We start from the raw sequence: 21,141 nt of genomic DNA, 5'->3' as shown, positions 1-21,141 counted from the left end.
CTCCCGCTTGGTATACGTACCGGGCGGGAGCTTTTTTTGCTTACCCTTAGTAAATTGACTACCTGTTTACGAAAGAGCGCTCCAAATCTCGTCTACTACGAAAAGCGCACAAGCAACTAGGCCAGGTCATAGATAGCTTTCAGTCAATTATTCCTGACTACGAATGTATCATCCACCTTACTAATTGATTGACCCCGCCTACATACTTTATCATAGAAGCAGTAAAGACAGAAGGTCCGAACTGAAATCAGCTCGAACCTTCTGTCTTTACTAGTTAGATAGGGATAGCCAGTTTTTTACTACCGGCCACTCTAAAAATTCTACCGGTTTGTAAACAGCGTATCGTCGCTGTCCAGATCGGTCCGTTCCGTACGAACGGTTGAATCAGTTGTGCCTAAGTTTTCAACGTCCACTTCAGTCTTACGAACCGTATCACGAATCGTTTCCTGACGCTCGTTCACTTCTTTACCGATCGAAATTTCCTCTACGACGTTGGCCGTTTTAGAAACTACAGGTACTTCGGCATGCTCAACCAGCTCGATCTGTCCTTCCTGGAACGCATTCAGGTCAGCCGATGTAGCAGCCCGGTTTACAGGATTGCGCTGAATCGTTACACGCTCTTCGCGCAGACGCAGGCTTTCTTCGACTGGGCGTTCTACGATACGACTCCGTACCCGAACACCACCCGTTTCTACTTCACGCTTGCCTACCTGTAAGTTTTCTTCGATTACTTTGATCGTCTGATCATTGTTTACCAGATCGGTCCGATCGCGGTCTGTCAGGCTATCGCTGGTGTAAGCGGCATCGGACGTCGTCAGATCACCGGATAAGCCCGTTGCACCAACAACACCACCCGTTGTACCGTAGGCAGCGGTCGTACTATCGTAAGAGCCGGTCGTGCTGCCATAGGTAGCAGCCCGCTCATCAACATCTACCGCACCGTTATCGTCAAGAATATCGGCGGCCCGTTCTGCTTCATCTTCCGATTGCGTATGCACCGTAACGATCGAGCTGCGGTCGGCAACCCGCGTATATTTGTCAGCGTCATCGTTACTGTCGAACAAAGAGCTGAAAAAATTACCAATGCTGCTACCTACGTCTTTGGTATCATCTACCACTTCTTCAGTGCGTGTGCCACTCGTATTTTGGTGACGGTCAGGTACAAGATCGCTGTCTCCGCTATTGTAAGCACCCGATTGAGCTGACAGGTCGATGTTGCTACGGGAGAAACCATCGTTTACCAGCGCTTCTACTGCCTGCTGTGCTTCGTTTGCGTTGTCGAAAACGCCTACTACTGTTAATGATGCCATGACTTTTTTGTTTTGGGTTTACGTTGAGAACTTATTAATCTATAACGAGGGTCTGCCATCAGACCGAACGTCCGCTTCATTGTCAATCCGCTCAACCGTTACTTCTTCCTGCCGGAGCGTAACCTGCTGCGTATCGATAGTTGTTATTTGCCGTTTAGTAATGCGCACTTCCTCCACAAGTACCAACCGGGTTTCTACAACTACTACCTCCTTAACAACCGGCACTATAGTTACATCACCTTCGTAACGAATGGCCGGAGCAACATCCACATACTGATTGACAGGAACACGCTCTACACTAAGCTCTTCGTGTACAAGGGGCGTAGTAACTACCCGCTCCTCTTCCCGAACTGCTTTATTGATCAGCAAACGACCTGTTTCAACGAGCTGCTTCTCAATCTGCACCTGCTCTTCAATTACCGGAATGCGTAGTACGTCAACCAAGCCTGAGAGATTACCCTGAGGGCTAACTCCATTAGCAGGCGTATCGGCATTGTCGGTATTATTCATCAGCGGTGTATCGGTTAAACGCGTTAAAGCGTGTTCATGCAGTCCTTCCGGATTGGCGTATGTATAAGCCAACCCATACCCCTTTTGTTCTATAATTTTAATAGTCTTTATTTTCAGATACTGATTACCAGCCTCTTAAGTGCTGGTAAATTTAAATGTTAACAAACTGATAATGGATAGGACTCTTTAATAGGCACTTGGTCGAACTTCCTCTTCTGCATGAGTTAATCCCTCTCGGGAAATGACCACTTAAGCGAAGTTTCCAACAGTTTCAATTAACAGCTGTTATACAAGCTCAACAATAGTAAATAGTCTCACATGAAAGTAAAACAACTTATTTTCGGTCTGTCGGTAGCTGTTCTTTGTGGCACGACCCAGTTTTCCTGCAACTCTAAGCCAGAAAACAAGGCCGAAGAAGTAAAAGACGAAAAAGAAGAGGTTATCGAAGCGCAACGCGACGGTGAATCCAAAGGAGATGTAATGGAAGAACAAGCTGACCTTGATTCGGCTCGTAAAGATTACAAAGAAGCCGTTAAAGACTCCGTACGGAATAACTAAAGCTCACTTCATAAAAAGCATCGGGGTAGCCGGGAACAAAACTCTGTTCGTGGCTACCCCGATGCTTTTTATGAAATGCCGCTTTTTATACCAAACCGAACAAATCTGTTACGCCCAGCATTCGTTTGGTTGTATACCCTTCGCCAAACTCGGCCCCAATCATGTGTCCATGCTCACGGGTACGAGCCTCCAGAAATTTCATGAATGCCTCGCCCGAGATGTAACTCTGCGGCTCCGGACTATCGGGGTCGAAAAACTGACTTTTATAGGCTTTTATAGCGGCAATTTTGCCATCCCAGTAGGGAGTAACGTCAACCACAAAATCGGGGGTTAACGAGCGATCCTGAATAAAATGATAGACAAACGAAGGGCGGTGGGCTTCCTGAGGCTTTCCGTCTTTGCCAGTCGTCTTAATCTGGCGCAGGCCAGCGTAAAAACAGGATTGCACGACCAGTTCAGCTGCCCGGCCATGGTCGGGGTGGCGATCGTCGACCGCATTGGTCAGCACAATTGTAGGTCGGTAGTGCCGTATGACTGAAATAACCGCCAGTTGATGCTCTTCATCATTACGAAAAAAGGCATCGCGGAAACCCATATTTTCGCGAGCTGCCAGTTGCATCAGTCTGGCCCCTTCTGCCGATTCGCGAAGCCGAATTTCGGGGGTGCCCCGTGTACCGAGTTCACCCCGCGTCAGGTCAACCCCCGCTACCGTCTTCCCCTGTGCTACCAGCGAAAGAACGGTACCGGCACAGGTCATTTCAATATCATCAGGATGGGCTGCAATGGCCAATACATCAACGGTCATGGAGTATTATTTCAAAAAAACAGAATGTAACGTTTATCTGATAAGTACTACAAACTGAGCCTGAAAGTTCGATTCATTGCCTGAGCGGTGTAACCAGCGTCTTTGTTTTACGCTTAAGCTGCTTATGCTTTGTAGCGAAATCATTACGCTTAGCCTTGGGTAAACTGCTTACCGGGGTTTGGCTGAAAATTGGTATTTTGCGGTCATTTTGGCCGTGCCGATAGCTGTTCAGTGATTGAATTACCCACCACCCTAACCATGCATTCATGTCCTACAAAACCCTTGCCCTTCAAGTAACCTGCCAGTCTGTTAATTCATGCACAACTCGTGATGAGGCCGAAACGGTAATGCTCCAGACAATTGAGCGCATCGAAAAACAGATTGCTGCATCTATTGGCCTCGCCGGCCGCGACACCCTGTTGGTTGTGGTACCCGAATCGTTTCTAACCGGTTTTCCAATGGCTGAAACCATTGACGAATGGCGGGAAAAAGCAGCGCTCGATATTGACGGCAACATCTATGAAGCCCTCGGTGCGATGGTGCAGCGCCAGCAGATTTATTTTTCGGGCAACGCCTACGAACAGGACCCTTTTTTCCCGGAGCTCTACTTTCAAACCAGTTTTATCCTTGGCCCTAACGGCGACGTACTGCTGCGCTACCGACGCCTGAACGCCTTACATATACCCACCCCGCATGATGTGTGGGAGTTATATATCGACGCTTACGGGTATGACTCCCTGTTTCCGGTGGTAAAAACCAACATTGGCAATCTGGCCTGTATTGCTTCAGAAGATATTCTTTATCCTGAAGTCGCCCGCTGTCTGTCGATGCGGGGAGCTGAGCTACTCCTGCACTCAACCTCCGACGCGAGCAGCCCCCAACCAACGCAAAGAAGTGTGGCTAAACTGGCGCGTGCCGCCGAAAATATGGCTTACATCATATCGGCCAACTCAGCAGGCATAGCAAACAGCCCCCTTCCTGCCGATTCCAATAACGGCAACTCGATAATTGTCGATCCTAAAGGGCGGGTGCTGGCCGAAGCCGGTTATGGTGAAAGTATGGCGGCTAACGCCGACATCGATCTGGTTGCCCTACGTGAATTTCGGCAACGCCCCGCAGCAGCCAATCTGCTGGCCCGGCAGCGGCTCGAACTCTACAGCGAGAGCTACGCAAAAAACACCATATACCCTCCCAATACACTCCTGAATCACCCCGCCGACCGTCAGCACGTTACCCGTGTACAGCAGGAGGTGATCAAAAAAATGTACAACTAATCGGGTCAACTTTCAATAACCTTTGCTTTTCGCCGGCGTTTCAGCCGGAAGAGGTTACTACCAGCCTGTTCCGGCGTCTGGTCGCCCAGCAGCACTCCCCACGGCCGGAGACTGTCGACCCGATCGAAGATCACTTTCATGATGGCAATGGCGGGAATAGACAAAAACATGCCCGAGACGCCCGCCAGCGCCCCGCCAACGAGCACACCTACAATGGAAACCAGCGCGTTTACCCGAACTTTGGAACCAACGATGAGAGGAACCAGTAAGTTATTATCGATAAACTGAACAAACAGAAAGACGCCCAGTACACCAAACATGATCGACATATCGGGCTGGTTACCAAACGTGACAAGCACCGTCAGCACGGTAGCTACCAGTCCGCCGATGTAGGGAATCAGATTCAGGATGGCTGCAATGATTCCGAGCAGAACCGCATACTGAACACCCAGAATTAAAAGCCCTGCCGAGTTGAGCGCAGCTACGCAGGCTGTTTCGATCAGCAGGCCCACCACATAGCTCTGGATAACGATTTTTACCTCCCCCAGTACTTCCCGTACACGCTCAGTATGTTTTTCAGAAAACAGCACGACAACAAAGTGTAGCAACATAGAGCGGTAATAGAGAAGCAGGAAGACATAGATCGGTACCAGGGTCAGGGTGCCCAGCGGCCCTGTGATAACACCCAGCGTACTGGCACTCTGCAAACTGTCGAGCGTTTGGGTCTGGGCTTTCTGGAGGTATTTCTCCTGCTGGCGGTAGCTGACATTGTACTCACGCCGAACCCACTGCCGGGCATCGTCGACCAGATCATTGATATTCTGGCGGAGTTTGGGCAGATCGTCCGAAAAATCAGCCAGTTGCATGGAAAGGATCACGCCCAGTCCGGCTACCACAACAATAGCCAGCAGCAGTGCGATACTAATGGCAAATACTTTGTGCAGACCCAGGCGAATAAGCCGCTCTTCAACCGGCCGTAGCAACACCGCAATCAGTCCTGCCATAGCAAGTGGCACCAGGATATCCTGGCCCAGGTAGATAGCCACAGTCAGAATGGCCAACGATAATAACGAATGGGAGAATTGGTGGTAGTGGGGGCGGGTTGGCTCGGGGTTCATGACGTTGGTGATAAATCAGGTGCAAAGTAGTCATTACACCTGCTCTCCCCAAAATCCCTTATTTTTCGCGACTCCATACTTCATCGACCCGCCCCCCTGTCGAACTTCGACCGCTATGACGCCACTCATTGGGGCTAACGCTTGCCTCAAACGTAAGCGAACGACCCACGCGGCTATTGTCTCGCGAAAAGAAATCAATCGTTTCCGTGTACTTACCTTCTTTCAGCGCATAGGTACCGCCCCCTGTTCCAGAAAACTGCTTTGTTTCCGGATTGATCGCTACCCATTGAAACCGGCTACCCGTCAGCAATTTAAGGGTCTTGCGGGCACCACGCTGCATTGTCGTTAGCTGACCGGCTTCGTTGGCTCGGCCCGTAATACGCCACAACCCGGTCAGCGGGCTTGATGTTGACGGTTCGTTAACCCGGTCATAGGTCTGGCTCCCCGAAGGACTGGTTACAACGAGCCGGCCATCACGCCAGGTAACCTGATACGTTTCAAGCTGCCCCACTCGGTTACTATCTTTCGTATCGAACTCGACCAATACCGTAAAGCCTTTATCGGTCTGCTGGTATTTACCACCCCGGCTGCTATGAAACCGGTCAGGTTCATAGGCTGTTTCCATCAGGTAAGCATCGGCGATGGTCAACATAATCGTAGTACCAGACGGCTCTACAAATTGCCAGGCTCCGTTCAGGCCGGGTTGAACCCGCAGAAACGCGGTAATGAGTCCAATGACAAGTAAGGTTATTGGAAGTAGGTGGCGTAGGCTCATAGGATTAGTTGAGTTGATACGTTAATGAACAGACAGCAACTGAACAGGGCTGAAAAGAGAAATAGTCCTGCTTCACTACTCAACAGCGCTGTTCTTCCATCCTTTTTCTGTCGATTACAGGCCTTCCTCATTCACTACTCCGGAGACCGGGCCGCTTTTGCCGGGGCTCCGCTGGCGAGTATCAGCGGTCTTTCGCTGAACTTGCCGTACTTTTGCGGGTTAATTAGCCATGACGTCAAACACCCGCGATATCGCCTATCAACTCCGGCAGGGACAACTCATTGCCCTTGCCGACGAAACGGGCTGGTCCCTAGTGGCCGACCCCGCCAACGACAAAGCCGTCGAAGCGCTTCTGGCGCTCCGCTCCGTTATGCCCGCCGGTCTCTATCCAACGGTAATCATTATGAATACCGACCAGTTGGGTATGTATGTAGCCAAAATGCCGGACGTAGCCTATGATCTGACCGAGTTTGCCGAAGATCCGCTGACCGTCATTTATGAGCAGGGCAAGAACGTATCGCTGCGGCTGTGGGCCGATGAGAAACAGCCGGGAGAAATACCCGCCGAGGCAGGTGAACTGGCCGTAAGGCGGTCGCTGAGCAACGACGTACAGCGGTTGATTGGTAGTTTCAGCCGGGGCCTGCTGTCACTACCGCTGGAGTCCTTGTCGCTGCCACCATCCGTTACGGGGGCTTTTGCCGAGCGGTTTGGCACATTACCCAGTACGCCCAAACGACCACGCATTCTGTGGCTGGCCGTGAATGGAGGCATCAAGTTTATCAGAAAATAAGTCGGCAATCAGGTTATCAACCATACCGGGCTGTGCCGGACAACAGCCCTCTCACCGAAGCCTGATTACCGAAAATCGACCATCAGTACAATGAATTTCAGGGATACCCTAGATAAGAATCCACTATTTGACCGTATCGCGCAGGAAGCCCAACAGCTGGGTATGCAGGCCTACGTCATTGGCGGGTTCGTGCGCGATCTGGTGATGGGCCGCCCGTCGAAAGACATCGATATCGTTTGTATCGGCAGCGGCATCACACTGGCCAGAGCCGTCGGGCATACGTTGCGAACGCATGTTTCTGAATTTCCCAGTTTCGGTACGGCCATGCTGAAAGCCGAACATGAAGGCAAAATCTGGGAAGTTGAGTTCGTGGGTGCCCGAAAAGAATCATACCGGGCAGACTCCCGCAAACCCATTGTGGAGGATGGCACCCTCGAAGATGATCAGAACCGCCGGGATTTTACTATCAATGCCATGGGCATCAGTCTCGACCGGGCGACGTTCGGTGAGTTACTCGACCCCTTCGATGGCGTGACGGCTATCAAACGCAAGATCATTCGGACGCCACTCGGACCGGACATCACTTTTTCCGATGATCCATTGCGTATGATGCGGGCCATCCGCTTTGCCTCGCAACTTAATTTCGATATCGAGCCCGACACGTTCGACGCTATCATTCGTATGAATGAACGCATCACTATCGTGTCGCGGGAGCGCGTAACCGACGAGTTGAACAAGATTATTCTTTCGCCTACGCCATCGTACGGATTTAAATTGCTGTACCATGCCGGCCTTCTGGAGCGAATTTTCCCTGAACTGATCGCGCTGAGGGGTGTAGAAACCATCGAGGGGAAAGGCCATAAAGATAATTTCTACCACACGCTGCAGGTTCTGGATAATGTGGCCAATCGTACCGATAGAAATCCAGTCCTGAGCGAGAATGAACTCTGGCTGCGCTGGGCGGCTTTGCTCCACGACATTGCCAAACCTGCTACCAAACGCTTCGACCAGCGGGTTGGCTGGTCGTTTCACGGGCATGAAGACATGGGAGCACGCTGGGTGCCCGGCATTTTCAGAACGATGAAGCTGCCGCAGAATGAACACATGCGCTTTGTGCAGAAACTTGTGCGGCTACACCTTCGTCCTATTGCGCTCACCAAAGAGCAGATTACCGACTCGGCTATACGCCGGTTGCTGGTCGATGCGGGCGACGACCTCGACGGGCTGATGGCTCTTTGCCGGGCCGACATCACCTCGAAAAATTACGAGAAAGTACAAAAACACCTGCGCAACTTCGATCGGGTCGAGCGGAAGCTCCATGATCTCGAAGAACGCGACAAACTGCGTAACTTCCAGCCGGTAATTACGGGTGAGTTGATCATGGAAGTATTTGGTTTGCCGCCTTCCAGGGACGTAGGCGAGATAAAGACCCTTATCCGAGAAGCTGTTCTGGACGGCCTTATTCCAAACAAACTGGATGTCGCCTTTCCATTTCTGGTCGATGAGGGTCGGAAACGCGGGTTGACCGTCGTAAAACAATTATCAGAATTAAGTACATCCGGACCAGTCAATGTCGAGGATGAAAAACCTGTTTAACTGAATCAATGGAGAATAAAACAAATTTTCGGCGCTTCTTTGGCGCATCGCTTACCATCCTTGGCGTCGTTGTCATACTATTCGCCCTGGTCGCTTTCCTATCGGACGGCAAACCGGTTTTAGGGCTTAGCGTCTCAAAAGGAGAGGCAGCCGCACCTTTCATTGTCGGCATGATCTTTCTTGTCACGGGCGTAAACCTGGTGCGGGAGTCGTAGGGGAGTGATGAGTGGGGAATGATGAATGATGAACGATAAATAAATGCGACCGAAGGATCGTTCATCGTTCATCGTTCATCATTCCCCACTCATCATTCATCGCTCATCACTCAGTTAGACGTTCTGGCGGTTATGAGCCACTGGTAGGAGTTGAGCGGCTGCGGGAGTCCATCGGGTTGAATTTGCAGATACATCAGATGCAGATGTGTGGGGGAACGTGTTTTGTACGCATTGAAACCGGTACGGCCCATTTCTGCGATTTTCTGTCCCGCCTGCACCCATTGCCCCGTCACTACGTGAACCGCGCTGTTATGGGCGTAATAGAAAAGACCGTGCAGGTTTGGGTCATAAACCCACACCCAGTTGCCGCCCCGGTAATCGGAGCCGGGTTTCCAGCCAGTTTCAATAGACACGACAAGTCCACTGCTCATGGAAAGAATATCGACCGGCTGGCTCGTTCGATCGTCGAGGTTGTTCTGGTTGCGGTCGACAACGAAAATATCCTGAGCCGGGTGGCTGCCCCGCACCGTATAATCAAATAAATCGAAGCCTTTTCCGCGATAACCTTCGCCATGCGTACCCCCAATAGCGCTGGTCGAATAGCCTCGTACCGGGAACCAGAAGTAGTCTTTTGTCTGGCGCAGGCTGTCCCGCTGGAGCGAGTCGACCCGGAAGCTCTCCGCACTCTGGAAACGTGACTGTAGCCCCTTCATGATCGTGCTGAACTGCATCCGGGCAGAATCAGGAACAACAGTCTGCTCACGGATCTGGGTGTATAAACGCTGAAATTGCTGACAATACGCGTATACAGTAGGCTCGTCTGAATTACTGGTGATGACCTGCGACGAGGCTATGTTAAGCCCTCCCATCAACAAAGCGCCTGCAATACCTGCTATTCGCATGAACGAAATTACATCAATCCTCACTAATCTGCATGGTGTCGTGTTGAGCTGCCAAAAGTACGCAAAGTAATGGGATGGGGAAAGAAATAGGCCATTCAGCCGGAATGATAGCGGTTTGGTCCACCCACCCGGCTCACTACGGACAGACGATCTTGTAAAATGTATAGCTCACTGTCAATGCGGTATAGGTATAACTGTCCCGAAGTACGGGATTACCCTGAGCTGTCTTATTGGTTGTTATGCCATATGTCCGTTCGCCCAGACCATCGAGGTAATCATGCTTGGTAAAACGGGTGCCAAACTCAAGCCCCACACTCCAGGGCCGGTTGATCTCATACTTCACCCCCACCCCCAGCGGAAAATTAATAATACCCCGCGCCCGTACGACCGGGTTGCGGAAACTACAGAGGCCAACCCCGCCAAATACATAAGGTGTCCAGTTCTTTGCTTTTGGCGTCAGTTTATAGTTAAGGAAATTATACTGAAGGTCGATCGTCGCTTCACTCAGGCGACTCCTGAACGAGTAATCGCGGGTCTTCTGGAGCGGATCACGACTAAAGCGGTCGGCAGCGCCAATACTACCAATGCCTAACCCGGCCCGTAAGGAAAACGAACGGCTCGCGTTATACCGAAAGAACAGATTGGCCGCTGGCCGGTAGAAACGCGGATTCAGCGACGTTGATACGTCGCCTTTGTAAAGCATTCCGCCCAGGCCACCACCAACTTCCATTTTCTGTGCCTGTGCCGAGAGTGTTATAAAAAGCCCGGCTATCAGTAGCCGGGCAGTGTTGATTCGTGTATGGTTCATAAGGATAGGCAACAAGCTACGAGAAACCATTTCAGTGGGCCTGCCTGCCAATTTCAGCTTACCGGATGGGCGGGCATTTGATCTTACCCGGAATAACGTATTGAATAGACAGATTGGTCAGGATATACCCGTCTCTGGTAATACCAGACCCACCACGAGCCGAAGTCGTCAACGCATCCTGAACCACCAGTTGCTGGTCAGGCGTACCGCTATCAAATAATTGTTTTATGGGAGCATACCGGTCCGGACCATTTGCTTTGCGGGCAGCGATGACCTGAAACCGACGATCGGCCATCTTAGTAGCCAGCCCTTCCAGTAGTGCCGGGTCGCCGTACCCATTACCGCTGACATCATCGAGGTAGTCAGAAAAGGTGTACCGGAAGCCAATTTCTAAACCAACGTTAAACAGTTCGTTGATTCTGTAACGGGCTCCAAAGCCAATAGGAATGGCTACGGTAACCAGCGAATAAGGCTTCTCACGACCGGGCTGCCCCTGACCTTCCGTACGCAACGGCTGAAGTTTCACCCACCGGCGGGCTTCGTAAGGCTCATTATCGGGTGGTGCCGGCGTGCGGGCTTCGGGACTGTGGGCTACCAACGCCAGACCGCCAAAGAGGTAGGGCGTGAACTTGGCCCGCTGGTTGGAATTACGGCCGTCTTCTACAAAATTGTAAATACCTGTCAGCGCAAACTCTTTCAAATCGTTTCTAAAATGCAGATTTCGGGCATACTGGGCAATGTATTTCTCTACGTTGTTCTTGTTGAACGTATAATCGTCGCCCGCGATACGTGCCCAGGTGAAGGTCGCTCTGGCCGCAAAGTGCGGAGTGAACTGGCGGGTATAGCCCAGGCCTACGTTCCAGCGGGGCATGATATACGTGGCTCTGAGTGCCCGACGGTATCCGGCCACATCACCGTAGTAGTGCGACGAGCCAGCACCAAATGACACGGATGAATACGGAGCGAAGCGAGTGTTGGGCCGTCGTTGCGCTGAACTTTTCGTGACATGGTTCGTCAGAATCAAGACCACGGCTAAGCCGGTCAGCAGAGACTTGTATTTTTTCATAGATGTGTAAGACGTGAATCAACCTTGTGCGGCCCGGAAACCAGCCATTTCCGAAACGGCCGCAATGTTGTTTTTATTGGCGAAATGGCCGGAAAATTACAAAACAGGAAAGTCTAGTTTCTGATATCCCAGCCCCAGTTGAGCTTGCTGCGGAGCGTATTCAGGAAATTATCGTCGCTAAGTTTGACCAGTCGGGCGGGGAAGGTTTCCTTTTGAACACTGATCCGGACCGATGTTTCGACGGTAAAGGAACGGGAGTCGAGGGCCGCCAGAAAATTACCGCTACGACTCTCAACTTCAAAGGCCAGCTGACACGAATCCATCACGATCATAGGCCGTACATTGAGATTATGAGGACTGATGGGCGTGATGATGAAGTTATTCGTCTGGGGCAACAGTACAGGCCCGCCACAACTGAGCGAGTAACCCGTTGACCCGGAGGGCGTCGAGATAATCACCCCGTCGGCCCAGTAGGAGTTCAAGAATTCACCGTCGAGGTAGGTATGTACCGTGATCATCGACGATGTTTGTGTACGCGTGATCGTGAAGTCGTTGAGACCAAAGGGCAGGTTACCAAAAATATCCTGATTGGACCGTACGCTCACCAGTGACCGTTCGTCGATGCTGAACTGGCCGGTGAAAAGCGCATCGATCATAAGCCGGATGGACGGTGGGGCTACCGTAGCCAGAAAACCCAGCCGGCCAATATTGATCCCGATGATTGGAATAAGCCGCGGCCCGACATGCGTAACCGCATCGAGCAGCGTACCGTCCCCCCCCAGACTAAAGATAAAGTCGGCATTGGCAACCCCTTCAGTCGTGGAGTAGGTAGCTTCGCTATAATGCGCAACCCCCGCTTTATCCAAAAAGTCGCGGTAGCCTTCCGAAATAACGACTTCGGCCTGCCGTTTGGCCAACTCTTCGAACATGGACTGGATGTAGGGCCGGGCCGATTCGGGAAAGTTGCGCCCGTGAATGGCAATTCTCATAGGAAAAATCAGACGGTCAAAAAACGAGTCGTAAGTCGTCCAGGTTGTAAGTCATCCGTGAGGCTTCCAGCCGCCAAATGGCCCTTACGACTTATACGGGTTACGACTGGTTAACTAAGGTTACGTGTTTAGAAAGCGGAGCAGCGAATCGAGCCGCTCCTGATCGATGCTTTCGACGGGCGCATTGGCAAAAGCCGCTTCAATACGGTAACCGAAGCGTTCGAGGGTTGAAATGACGGATGTTATCTCCCGGCGGTTGAGTTTCAGGGTTAGCCGCGACCGGTCGGGCATGCCATAAGCGGCACTGGAGAAGTAACTGCTGATGATCTTGACGTTGTTCGACTCAACAAGCCGACTAATTTCAGTCAGCGAGTAGTCACGCTCGTTCATATTCAGGATCAAAATAGCGCCGGCTTCCTGCACCCCCAGTTCCTGAGCAAACTGTTTCAGCAATTCGCTGGTGGAAATAGTCCCGCTGAATTCCTGCTCCTCGGTCAGGACAGCTACTACTTCCATCCGGTTCTGAAGGATCAGCCCGATGATTTCGTACAGATGCTGATCTTCGTATACAAAGGTCTGCTCGAACAAGCGCATCACATCGCTCAGGCGTTGCTCATCATCGGCAACATCCATCAGCAACTCTTCACTAATTACGCCCCGATACTCTCCCTGATCGGTTAGTACGAGTTGCCCGACACGATGCTCCTGCATCCAGTCCAGCGCCTGCGCCACCGAATCGGTTAGCTTCAGCGATGGAAGCATCGGGTCAATGAGATCGGAAGCCAGCATAGTAAATGGTCGTTAAAAAGACTGTATGGCAGAAAACTACAGAAATTATACCATAGTTTACACATGAAAGGAAATTCGTCAGCAAATAACAGCAGTTAATGATTTAGTAAGTTGGTCAGAGGAAGCTGGCATCGCGTTCTGCGCGATTACGTCAGCCACATATCAACTGACCAGTTCTCCCATCGGGTGGTTAATCAGCCAGTTATCGAGCAACTCATTAAACCGGTCGGGACATTCCATCATGGGTGCGTGGCAGCACTTATCGATAAAAAACAACTCCGAATCAGTAATCAGCCGGTTAAACTCGTGACCAACCTCGGCGGGTGTAATGGTATCGTTCAATCCCCAGACGAGTAACGTTGGCACCTGGATCTTATGCAGATCTTTAGCCACATTATTCCGCTGAGCCGATTTGGCAATACCCACGATACTCATGCATTTGGGTATGCTGCTCGTAATGTCGAACACCTCGTCGATCAGTTCTTTCGACGCCACCTTCGGATCGTAGAACGTGTAGGCAACCCGCTCGGCAATGTAATCGTAGCTGCCGCGCTTGGGAAACGACCCGCCCATCCCATTCTCGAACAGGCCCGAACTGCCGGTAAGTACCAACCGGCGAACCTGGTCGGGATTGGTGAACGTGTAAAGCAAAGCCAGATGGCCCCCCAGTGAATTACCCAGCAGGGTGAGGTCCTGGAGCGATTGCTGAGCAACAAATTTCTGTACAAACCCCAGCAGCCCCTCCAGACTCGCCTGCCGGAGTGGCATTTCATAGATCGGAAGCAGCGGGATTACGACCCGATAGCGGTCTGAAAACGTATCGATAACGCTGTCCCAGTTACTGAGGGCTCCAAAGAGACCATGTAACAGCAATAACACTTCGCCCTGGCCTTCGTCTACGTAGCGAAAGCCCGCTTCCTCCCGGATTGTATAGTTCATGCGACTCGAACGGTTAACGGTGCAGTAGCTAGCTGCTTAACTTTATAACGTTTTATTGAATCGACCCAGTTTATCAGTAATTGCAGGCCGTTTTGGGTCAGTACGGCCTCCGGATGAAATTGTACACCCCACAACGGTAATGTCCGATGACGCAGGGCCATCACTTCACCACTGTCGGTGGCAGCCGTGGCAATCAGGTCGGCGGGCAGACTCGTCAGCAGCAGGGAATGATACCGCGTTACGGCAAATGTGGACGGCAGGTTTCGTAACAGTTCGTCAGCGGCCAGCACCCGAACATCCGACACTTTTCCATGCATCGGCCGATGAGCCGTCACCAGACGCGCACCAAAGAACTCCCCCAGCGCCTGATGCCCCAGACATACACCCAGAATAGGAACACGTTGGTAAAAATGAGCGATGATATCCATTAGCTGACCGGCCTGACGGGGGACACCCGGCCCCGGCGACAACACCACCCCATCGACCCATTCGCTGGTAAACTGTTCCATCGGCTCATTATTCCGCACAATCCGGCACTCCGCCCCGGCCTGCCGCAGGTAATCGACAAGCATGTACGTAAATGAATCGAAGTTATCGACGATTAACAGCTTCATACGGATAGAACACAACCAACTGTGGCAAAATTAACAATTCACCATAAAAAGCAAAATAATACTTTTTATATGTACTGATAATCAGCATATTAAATTATCATTACCTAAGTTTTAGTCAATTTTTATAAAAAAAGTACCACACAATTCGATTATAGCTCATTTGTCAATTGGGCTAGTCCATACCTTTGCTTTTCATTCATTTGTTTTAACTCATTCGTATGTCGTCTGTCGATTCACCGGTAATTATTATTGGGGCCGGGATGGCTGGCCTGACCTGCGCGGTATACCTGAAGCAGGCGGGGATCGCAGCCCTGCTCATCGACGCAGCCGATGCGGTTGGCGGGCGGGTCCGTACTGATGTTGTCGGCGGGTTTCAGCTCGACCGCGGGTTTCAAATCCTGCTCACCGCCTATCCCGAAGCCCGTCGGCTCCTCAACTACGAGGCCCTCGAACTCCAGCGCTTTCGGTCGGGCGCGCTGATCCGGGATCAGGCACCCAATGCTGCTGCCCAATGGATGACTTTGCTGAACCCGTTCCAGGAACCATTTTCTGTATTCAAGACCCTGGCGTCGCCCATTGGGACGCTGAGTGACAAGATCCGGATTTTCGAGTTGATGCGCCGAACACAGGAGCTACCTATCGATGAACTCTTCCGGCAGACACCCACTACTACGCTGGCGCTGCTGCATGAAATTGGCTTTTCGGATCGGATGATCGAGCGGTTTTTCCGGCCGTTCTTCGGGGGTGTTTTTCTGGAGGACGCGCTTATCACCTCCAGTAACTTTTTCGAGTTCTGCTTTAGAATGTTCTTCTCGGGCGATGCGGCTGTGCCAGCCAGTGGTATCGGGGCAATTCCGGCTCAATTGGCAGGTCGGCTCTCTCCAGCCCAGATCCGACTAAAGACGACGGTCAGCCACATCGACGGGCAGACTGTCGTACTCGACTCGGGCGAGTCCTTAACGGGTCGGGCCGTAGTGCTGGCCGTCGATGCAGCGCAGGCCGACCGGCTGCTGGGCGTTCCTACAGCAAGCCATAGCGAGTTGAGCGAGCGGTTATTCAATCATACGACCTGCACTTATTTTGCGGCTCCCCGTAGCATCGATCCGCCTGCCATACCCGCCAAAAAGCTGTTACTCCTCAATACCCATCGAAGTTCGGCCATACATAACATTGCCCTGATGAGCGATGTAGCACCCGCCTACGCACCGGCTGATCAAACCCTTGTTTCGGTTAGCACACAGGGGCTGGAGACGGTCAACGAAACCGCCCTGACGGAACGAATCCGACTGGAATTGATGGAATGGTTTGGGGCTGATGCCCGCCACTGGAAGCATTTGCGTACCTATCACCTCCCGCAAGCCCTACCCGCTTATCCGCCGGTTGTCGATACGCCGACTTCGATACACCAGCCAGCGGTTCATAAACCACTGAAGCTAAGCGAATCGCTATACCAGTGTGGCGATCAAACTACCTATCCGTCGCTCAACGCGGCTATGCAAACCGGCCGGGAGGTTGCCGAGCTGATCGCAGCTCATTAAACCTGTAGCTGATATGGCACTACGGCTGGCTTACGGCTTCAACAGGGTCATTTCCACCCGTCGGTTCATCTGCCGGGTAGTCTCCGCGTTGTTGCTGCCAATGGGTCGTGTAGGACCGTAACCACGGGTAACAATCCGGTTAGCGGCAATGCCGTTGGCTACCAGATAGGCTTTCACTACCTCGACGCGCTGTTTCGACAGCCGGACGTTTTCATCGAAGTCCCCCTGATTGTCGGTATGCCCGGCCAGTTCGATCTCGGCGGTAGGATTGGTCCTGAGAAAATCGGCCAGTTGTTCCAGTGCGGGTTGTGCATCGGGCAGAAACTCGGCTTTGCTCTGTACAAACTGAATGGCGCGTAGCTGCGTGGTTTTGCCGGGAGCCGCTACTACGAGCGGGGGCGTGTAAACGACTTTGGCATCGAGTGTTTTGGGGGGCGTCAACCGCTGACCGGATGAAACGGAAGCTGACGACTGATTGGTCGTCGTGGCAACCGACGCCCCGGAAGCCCCTCCCGACGAAGCGGCCACAGACCTGCTCTCGATAGTGCTCTCATTTCGATGGATAGGTGGCTTTTCGCCTGTCTTATACAAAACGAAACGTTTATTACCAATGCTGCTTGTACTGAGCGATGTGTTCGTATTCGACGAAGCAAAAGCCATTGGCTCAGCCAGTGACTCATAGCCTGCTGCAGTGGCTTTTATGATGTACGACTGCTTAGGATCGAGCGTGAACTTAAATACCCCATCATCACCAACCGTTTGCTGAGCACTTACCACCCCTAACTTCGTCTCTGCCAGTATAACGGCCCCGGCAATTGGTTTCTGACTTTTAGCATCCAGCACGAATCCTTCCAGTGAAGTCTTGCCTGCGGCTACGGTAACAGAACTGTTAGCGGGGGGAGTTATCGTCCGACTTCGCGACTGTGCCTGTGTCGCTATTGACGGGCTAACGGCTAGCGTCAGGCTCCCGACAATCAATCCATAGTGTATCCAAATCATCGTCTGCAAAGAACGGAAAAATGTGGTTCATAGTGTCTACGCAACTCCGAAAACCTACCTAAGCGACCTCAGAAAAAAGGATCAAAAATAAGTCACAAAGAACACTAAAAATTGTGCTTAAGTCATTGTAGTTCAGCGACTTATAATACACAAAAAATAACTCAAAAATGAACGCCGGGAGACCCGTTTTCGTTAGTATTATATGACACAGATAACCAACGTTTCGATGCATTCTACGAACGCTCAGGCACCGCTTGCACCGGCTCCGTCGGTCAACGTTTCGCCGGACGAGAACTGGCGAAAATCCATCCCGGCGCAGGTGTTTCTGAACCATTTTTTTGCGATGGATTACCACATCCAACACCAGAATGACCTGTTCGATGTGGCTAAGTTTCCGGTTTTTCAGCAGTTCCATGGCCGGGCTACCGACGAAAGTCGCCGGGCTCTGGAGAAGCTGTTGCTCAATAGCTGGAGTGCTGAGTATGCGCTTCGTATCACGCCTGTCGTCAACGACGAGCAGTACCTGCAAAGCTCCCTCCACTGGACGTTTCCACAGGCTTATTACAGCGCCCTCTTCAGCGCACGCGCGTTTCTGAGCGTGCAGGGCGTCAATGTCAGCAACGAAGAGCTGATCCGTAAACGGATTGGAAATATGGTTGTACGGGGCTATTACCCCGCATCTATCGGCTATTATGCCCTTGGTCCTATCAACGGGTATCGCATTCAGCGGTTGCCCATGGCCAAACGGTTCAGTGTAGCAACGAAAACAGACCTTCTCCTGCCATCGAGGTCAGGGTCGGCCCAGGCCGAGTTGGCGCAGTTTCTGAAGACCACCCGCGACCAGCGCGTGAAGTCGCTGCGCAATGCTATTCAGAACAACCCGAAGACAGCCCTACGGAGCCCTAAAACGGGTGAGATCTTACAGAAATTCAGTGTTGAGCAGTATAAGCAGCTGGCCAAACAAATTGGCTATACCACTTATTTCGATATGCTGAGCCGCCTTCGTATCTCGTCGACCAACCGCGAGATCGAACGGTTTGTCGATTCAGAGATCGATGTCAAGTTGTTCCACCAGAGTCTGGTCAACATTGTGTCTCATGTGAACTCGGTGCACGAAGCCTATATTGCCAAGTCGCTCGGTATCGAAGCGTACCGGCAGTTAGTGGCCAAGCTCCCTTCCTATCTCCAGGAGAGCTTCGTACGGGAGCGGATGAACACGATCATCACTCCCATGCTGGAGCAGCCTGACGACCAGGAGCCCGATCTGCGTATGGCGGCCTAGCCGTTGCCCGAAGCCTTCGGTTATCTGGTTCGCTCCCGAATTCAAAAAGCCGCTCCCCCATGCAGGGGAGCGGCTTTTTTTGGATAAAGCTATTCGTTGTGCTCGGCTGGCGGCTTAGTTGGATGGGCCGTTCGGATTGGTATCGATCCAGTCTATGATAGCAAACTCACCTTCTCTGTACTGGTACTTTCCGTCGACAGCGTGTGGCTTCAGGTAGATCTCGTTGATGACGTTCCGCCATTCGGGGTTCTTGCTAAGGTCTATTTCATAGGTTCGGAACTGCCCATCGCCAATTACCGGGAACATCTTCACCTGCTCCGGCCGATCGGATGTACCATCCGGGTAACGCGCACTTTCTTCGTTGCCATGATGCCCGCTAAAGTCCAGCTTGCCGTCTCCCTTTTGCCGATTCCGGCGGAACCGGAGGCTCCACTGTTTTTCGTCACCCGTATAGGCCATACGAATGTATATCTTGTTGAACAGGCTTGCTTTCCAGGTAGCCCCGGGTGAACTGATTACGGCATTGGAGCCGGCACTGAAATAGACTTTCCAGCCATTCCGGGGCCGACCTGTATAGGGTTCATCCCAGGTATGGCGGTCATCGCCATCGCCCGAGTTAAGACTCCAGCCCTCGCGACCAGCCGTATTGAATTTAAACGAAGGTTTATCGGCCGGGCGGTATGAGTTGGCGTACACATAAGCCCGGATTTCATCGACCGTACCAACGATAACTTCTGTCCGGTGCCGCCATTTGATGTTCATGTCGAGCATCTCGTTCATGGCATGGGCTATATAGCCGTAGCTACCTCCTTTGTTGGGTTGTGCGTAGTTACCACCACCATCACCCCAATACCCGATGAAGCTTCGGATGTTATCTTTCAACATCAGCGCAATGCCATACCCGTCTTCGCCAAACAGACCCACCCATGGTTCGGTTACGTACAATCCACCGGCCCGCTGCCCATTGGGACTGTTCGGCGAACTGGCATTCCCGTTCGATGACGTTGGTGCTACAAACGTTGTTATTCCATCACCACTGTATGGATTATCGCCGTTGTAGTACTTGAATATCCGCAGATTGTTAACATACAGGCAGGGAGATTCCTGCCCTTTGGTTACCACCCGCTCGTTAGCCGACCGGTTGAAGGTTGTCTCATAATTCAGGATCAGCGCACGATCTTTCACTTCACCCCATTTCTTCATCAGCACCTCATTCGCCGGGGCCCGAACCTGCCCATATAGCATTGGCGTCATTTCGGTGTAAAACTTGGTATTACCAGCTTTACCGTACTTCAGCAAGCGGCCCGAGTTGCCATGATCATCACCCACTTCGTTCGGATTATAGCCCAATGATGGGTTTTCGGGTGGTTCGTTTGTTTCACTCAACCCGAAGTAAGGACGCGGCATTTGATAGAGACATTCCGATAGTCCCTGCCCGGTAAATATCTGATTCGGTGGTCCGTTACGCGGTATCCCCTGATCTTCGCCTTTCCAGACGAGCGCATTATACACCAGCGTATGCCCCGGCCGCTGTTTATTGTAAATCTGGTAGACAGCTCCGCCCATGCCTGGTGCGCTCGACGTAGAACTCTGATCACGTAGCGCCAGCGTCACCTTGATCTTATCTGTTTCGAAAACAGGAAACGGATCACTGGAAGGGTCTGCCGCCGGTAAGGATTCGTAGTTGAAATTATCCCCCCGGTAGCCATAGTATCCACTCGTACTAGGGGTAGGGGGTGGTGGAGTGGTCGGCGGTGTGGTAGTTACCGTTGTGGGTGGTGTGGTAATTGGAGGTGGGGTACCGTTACAGGTAGCCTGTCGGGACCAGGTATAGGTAATGGTCTTACCCGACTGTTCGACGTAGATCGTGAAGGGGGGCGTATCGGCGTTGACCCGCGAGCCCTGGTCCAGGTATTGACTGGGATTAGTGGTCCAGTCGGTGATGCCCGCAGCTTTAAAGCGAATGGTGGTCCCATTGCCCCCGCTGGTGTTGAAGATGATGTTACCCGTGGCGCAGTTGTAGGTTGGAGGCAACATCGTCAGCGCCCCACCCAGTGTAGTGGTGACCGGGGGCGTGACCGTGACCGTGGTGGGCGGAGTGACCGTGACCGTCGTGGGGGGCGTCACCGTGACCGTCGTAGGCGGAGTGGTAGTTGGAGGTGGGGTACCGTTACAGGTAGCCTGTCGGGACCAGGTATAGGTAATGGTCTTACCCGACTGTTCGACGTAGATCGTGAAGGGGGGCGTATCGGCGTTGACCCGCG

20 protein-coding genes and 1 pseudogene are annotated in these 21,141 nt (G+C 52.1%); 7 read left to right on the top strand and 14 right to left on the bottom strand.

Going from position 1 to position 21,141, the window contains the following annotated elements:
• Nucleotides 1-320: 320 nt before the first annotated feature.
• Nucleotides 321-1,310 carry a YsnF/AvaK domain-containing protein gene (locus FH603_RS18490; RefSeq protein ID WP_186739123.1) on the bottom strand — a complete coding sequence of 330 codons (990 nt, stop codon included), beginning with the start codon at nucleotides 1,308-1,310 and terminating at the stop codon, nucleotides 321-323.
• Nucleotides 1,311-1,349: 39 nt separating this feature from the next.
• The gene (locus FH603_RS18485) at nucleotides 1,350-1,820 is read right to left on the bottom strand and encodes a YsnF/AvaK domain-containing protein (protein WP_186739122.1); all 471 of its coding nucleotides are present in this window, start codon (nucleotides 1,818-1,820) and stop codon (nucleotides 1,350-1,352) included.
• Nucleotides 1,821-2,138: 318 nt separating this feature from the next.
• Between FH603_RS18485 and FH603_RS18480 the strand changes: the two genes are divergently transcribed.
• Nucleotides 2,139-2,378, top strand: a complete 240-nt coding sequence (locus FH603_RS18480) for a hypothetical protein (protein ID WP_186739121.1) — start codon at nucleotides 2,139-2,141, stop codon at nucleotides 2,376-2,378.
• A gap of 85 nt (nucleotides 2,379-2,463) precedes the next feature.
• On the opposite strand, the gene bshB1 is transcribed toward FH603_RS18480, so the two are convergent.
• Complete coding sequence (gene bshB1 / locus FH603_RS18475) at nucleotides 2,464-3,183, bottom strand: bacillithiol biosynthesis deacetylase BshB1 (protein ID WP_186739119.1); 720 nt, start codon at nucleotides 3,181-3,183, stop codon at nucleotides 2,464-2,466.
• A 266-nt stretch (nucleotides 3,184-3,449) separates the two neighbouring features.
• Here bshB1 and FH603_RS18470 point away from each other — a divergent pair, with 266 nt between their 5' ends.
• Entirely contained in the window at nucleotides 3,450-4,457 is a 1,008-nt protein-coding gene (locus tag FH603_RS18470) for a nitrilase-related carbon-nitrogen hydrolase (RefSeq protein ID WP_186739117.1), read from the top strand.
• 5 nt (nucleotides 4,458-4,462) lie between these two features.
• On the opposite strand, the gene FH603_RS18465 is transcribed toward FH603_RS18470, so the two are convergent.
• Both FH603_RS18465 and FH603_RS18460 read right to left on the bottom strand, forming a co-directional pair.
• Nucleotides 4,463-5,575, bottom strand: a complete 1,113-nt coding sequence (locus FH603_RS18465; RefSeq protein ID WP_186739116.1) for an AI-2E family transporter — start codon at nucleotides 5,573-5,575, stop codon at nucleotides 4,463-4,465.
• A gap of 58 nt (nucleotides 5,576-5,633) precedes the next feature.
• Complete coding sequence (locus FH603_RS18460) at nucleotides 5,634-6,350, bottom strand: membrane or secreted protein (RefSeq protein WP_186739114.1); 717 nt, start codon at nucleotides 6,348-6,350, stop codon at nucleotides 5,634-5,636.
• 229 nt (nucleotides 6,351-6,579) lie between these two features.
• Between FH603_RS18460 and FH603_RS18455 the strand changes: the two genes are divergently transcribed.
• From FH603_RS18455 to FH603_RS18445, 3 genes are all read left to right on the top strand, one after another.
• On the top strand, nucleotides 6,580-7,140 hold the full coding sequence (locus tag FH603_RS18455) for an L-threonylcarbamoyladenylate synthase (RefSeq protein ID WP_186739112.1): 561 nt from the start codon (nucleotides 6,580-6,582) through the stop codon (nucleotides 7,138-7,140).
• 90 nt (nucleotides 7,141-7,230) lie between these two features.
• Nucleotides 7,231-8,736 (top strand): CCA tRNA nucleotidyltransferase, encoded by a 1,506-nt coding sequence (locus FH603_RS18450; RefSeq protein ID WP_186739110.1) that lies wholly within the window; start codon nucleotides 7,231-7,233, stop codon nucleotides 8,734-8,736.
• 8 nt (nucleotides 8,737-8,744) lie between these two features.
• On the top strand, nucleotides 8,745-8,951 hold the full coding sequence (locus tag FH603_RS18445) for a hypothetical protein (RefSeq protein ID WP_080241091.1): 207 nt from the start codon (nucleotides 8,745-8,747) through the stop codon (nucleotides 8,949-8,951).
• 110 nt (nucleotides 8,952-9,061) lie between these two features.
• Here the strand turns inward: FH603_RS18445 and FH603_RS18440 are convergent, their stop codons facing one another.
• The 7 genes from FH603_RS18440 to FH603_RS18410 form a co-directional block, all read right to left on the bottom strand.
• Nucleotides 9,062-9,853 (bottom strand): M23 family metallopeptidase, encoded by a 792-nt coding sequence (locus FH603_RS18440; RefSeq protein ID WP_186739108.1) that lies wholly within the window; start codon nucleotides 9,851-9,853, stop codon nucleotides 9,062-9,064.
• A 136-nt stretch (nucleotides 9,854-9,989) separates the two neighbouring features.
• Nucleotides 9,990-10,661: a type IX secretion system protein PorG gene (gene porG / locus FH603_RS18435; protein WP_186739106.1), complete on the bottom strand. Its 672-nt coding sequence runs from the start codon at nucleotides 10,659-10,661 to the stop codon at nucleotides 9,990-9,992.
• Between the two features lie 58 nt (nucleotides 10,662-10,719).
• Nucleotides 10,720-11,727, bottom strand: a complete 1,008-nt coding sequence (locus FH603_RS18430; RefSeq protein WP_186739105.1) for a DUF6089 family protein — start codon at nucleotides 11,725-11,727, stop codon at nucleotides 10,720-10,722.
• A 113-nt stretch (nucleotides 11,728-11,840) separates the two neighbouring features.
• Nucleotides 11,841-12,716, bottom strand: a complete 876-nt coding sequence (locus tag FH603_RS18425) for an NAD kinase (RefSeq protein WP_186739103.1) — start codon at nucleotides 12,714-12,716, stop codon at nucleotides 11,841-11,843.
• Nucleotides 12,717-12,836: 120 nt separating this feature from the next.
• Complete coding sequence (locus tag FH603_RS18420; protein ID WP_186739101.1) at nucleotides 12,837-13,505, bottom strand: CBS domain-containing protein; 669 nt, start codon at nucleotides 13,503-13,505, stop codon at nucleotides 12,837-12,839.
• Nucleotides 13,506-13,667: 162 nt separating this feature from the next.
• Entirely contained in the window at nucleotides 13,668-14,444 is a 777-nt protein-coding gene (locus tag FH603_RS18415; RefSeq protein ID WP_186739099.1) for an alpha/beta fold hydrolase, read from the bottom strand.
• Nucleotides 14,441-15,058 carry an anthranilate synthase component II gene (locus tag FH603_RS18410; RefSeq protein ID WP_186739098.1) on the bottom strand — a complete coding sequence of 206 codons (618 nt, stop codon included), beginning with the start codon at nucleotides 15,056-15,058 and terminating at the stop codon, nucleotides 14,441-14,443. Before FH603_RS18410 ends, FH603_RS18415 begins: the two co-directional genes overlap by 4 nt.
• 218 nt (nucleotides 15,059-15,276) lie before the next feature.
• Here FH603_RS18410 and FH603_RS18405 point away from each other — a divergent pair, with 218 nt between their 5' ends.
• Nucleotides 15,277-16,596, top strand: a complete 1,320-nt coding sequence (locus FH603_RS18405; RefSeq protein ID WP_186739096.1) for an NAD(P)/FAD-dependent oxidoreductase — start codon at nucleotides 15,277-15,279, stop codon at nucleotides 16,594-16,596.
• A gap of 30 nt (nucleotides 16,597-16,626) precedes the next feature.
• On the opposite strand, the gene FH603_RS18400 is transcribed toward FH603_RS18405, so the two are convergent.
• The gene (locus FH603_RS18400; protein WP_186739095.1) at nucleotides 16,627-17,595 is read right to left on the bottom strand and encodes an OmpA family protein; all 969 of its coding nucleotides are present in this window, start codon (nucleotides 17,593-17,595) and stop codon (nucleotides 16,627-16,629) included.
• Nucleotides 17,596-17,821: 226 nt separating this feature from the next.
• Here FH603_RS18400 and FH603_RS18395 point away from each other — a divergent pair, with 226 nt between their 5' ends.
• Nucleotides 17,822-18,877: a hypothetical protein gene (locus tag FH603_RS18395; RefSeq protein ID WP_235985449.1), complete on the top strand. Its 1,056-nt coding sequence runs from the start codon at nucleotides 17,822-17,824 to the stop codon at nucleotides 18,875-18,877.
• Between the two features lie 114 nt (nucleotides 18,878-18,991).
• Here FH603_RS18395 and FH603_RS18390 read toward each other — a convergent pair.
• Nucleotides 18,992-21,141, bottom strand: a pseudogene (locus FH603_RS18390) (hypothetical protein); the annotation flags it as partial.

The sequence above is a fragment of the Spirosoma utsteinense genome (assembly GCF_014282275.1).
GTDB lineage: Bacteria > Bacteroidota > Bacteroidia > Cytophagales > Spirosomataceae > Spirosoma > Spirosoma utsteinense.
Note: the sequence above shows the minus strand (reverse complement) of the source record. Positions and strands in the feature narration are given on the sequence as shown.

Bases quoted from the DNA above. Each gene is read 5' to 3' on its own strand.
- FH603_RS18455 (WP_186739112.1), top strand. From the start codon at position 6,580: ATGACGTCAAACACCCGCGATATCGCCTATCAACTCCGGCAGGGACAA.
- FH603_RS18445 (WP_080241091.1), top strand. From the start codon at position 8,745: ATGGAGAATAAAACAAATTTTCGGCGCTTCTTTGGCGCATCGCTTACC.
- FH603_RS18420 (WP_186739101.1), bottom strand. From the start codon at position 13,505: ATGCTGGCTTCCGATCTCATTGACCCGATGCTTCCATCGCTGAAGCTA.
- FH603_RS18395 (WP_235985449.1), top strand. From the start codon at position 17,822: ATGCATTCTACGAACGCTCAGGCACCGCTTGCACCGGCTCCGTCGGTC.
- FH603_RS18425 (WP_186739103.1), bottom strand. From the start codon at position 12,716: ATGAGAATTGCCATTCACGGGCGCAACTTTCCCGAATCGGCCCGGCCC.
- bshB1 (WP_186739119.1), bottom strand. From the start codon at position 3,183: ATGACCGTTGATGTATTGGCCATTGCAGCCCATCCTGATGATATTGAA.
- FH603_RS18460 (WP_186739114.1), bottom strand. From the start codon at position 6,350: ATGAGCCTACGCCACCTACTTCCAATAACCTTACTTGTCATTGGACTC.
- FH603_RS18470 (WP_186739117.1), top strand. From the start codon at position 3,450: ATGTCCTACAAAACCCTTGCCCTTCAAGTAACCTGCCAGTCTGTTAAT.
- FH603_RS18490 (WP_186739123.1), bottom strand. From the start codon at position 1,310: ATGGCATCATTAACAGTAGTAGGCGTTTTCGACAACGCAAACGAAGCA.
- FH603_RS18405 (WP_186739096.1), top strand. From the start codon at position 15,277: ATGTCGTCTGTCGATTCACCGGTAATTATTATTGGGGCCGGGATGGCT.
- FH603_RS18485 (WP_186739122.1), bottom strand. From the start codon at position 1,820: ATGAATAATACCGACAATGCCGATACGCCTGCTAATGGAGTTAGCCCT.
- FH603_RS18450 (WP_186739110.1), top strand. From the start codon at position 7,231: ATGAATTTCAGGGATACCCTAGATAAGAATCCACTATTTGACCGTATC.
- FH603_RS18440 (WP_186739108.1), bottom strand. From the start codon at position 9,853: ATGCGAATAGCAGGTATTGCAGGCGCTTTGTTGATGGGAGGGCTTAAC.
- FH603_RS18415 (WP_186739099.1), bottom strand. From the start codon at position 14,444: ATGAACTATACAATCCGGGAGGAAGCGGGCTTTCGCTACGTAGACGAA.
- FH603_RS18430 (WP_186739105.1), bottom strand. From the start codon at position 11,727: ATGAAAAAATACAAGTCTCTGCTGACCGGCTTAGCCGTGGTCTTGATT.
- FH603_RS18480 (WP_186739121.1), top strand. From the start codon at position 2,139: ATGAAAGTAAAACAACTTATTTTCGGTCTGTCGGTAGCTGTTCTTTGT.
- FH603_RS18400 (WP_186739095.1), bottom strand. From the start codon at position 17,595: ATGATTTGGATACACTATGGATTGATTGTCGGGAGCCTGACGCTAGCC.
- porG (WP_186739106.1), bottom strand. From the start codon at position 10,661: ATGAACCATACACGAATCAACACTGCCCGGCTACTGATAGCCGGGCTT.
- FH603_RS18410 (WP_186739098.1), bottom strand. From the start codon at position 15,058: ATGAAGCTGTTAATCGTCGATAACTTCGATTCATTTACGTACATGCTT.
- FH603_RS18465 (WP_186739116.1), bottom strand. From the start codon at position 5,575: ATGAACCCCGAGCCAACCCGCCCCCACTACCACCAATTCTCCCATTCG.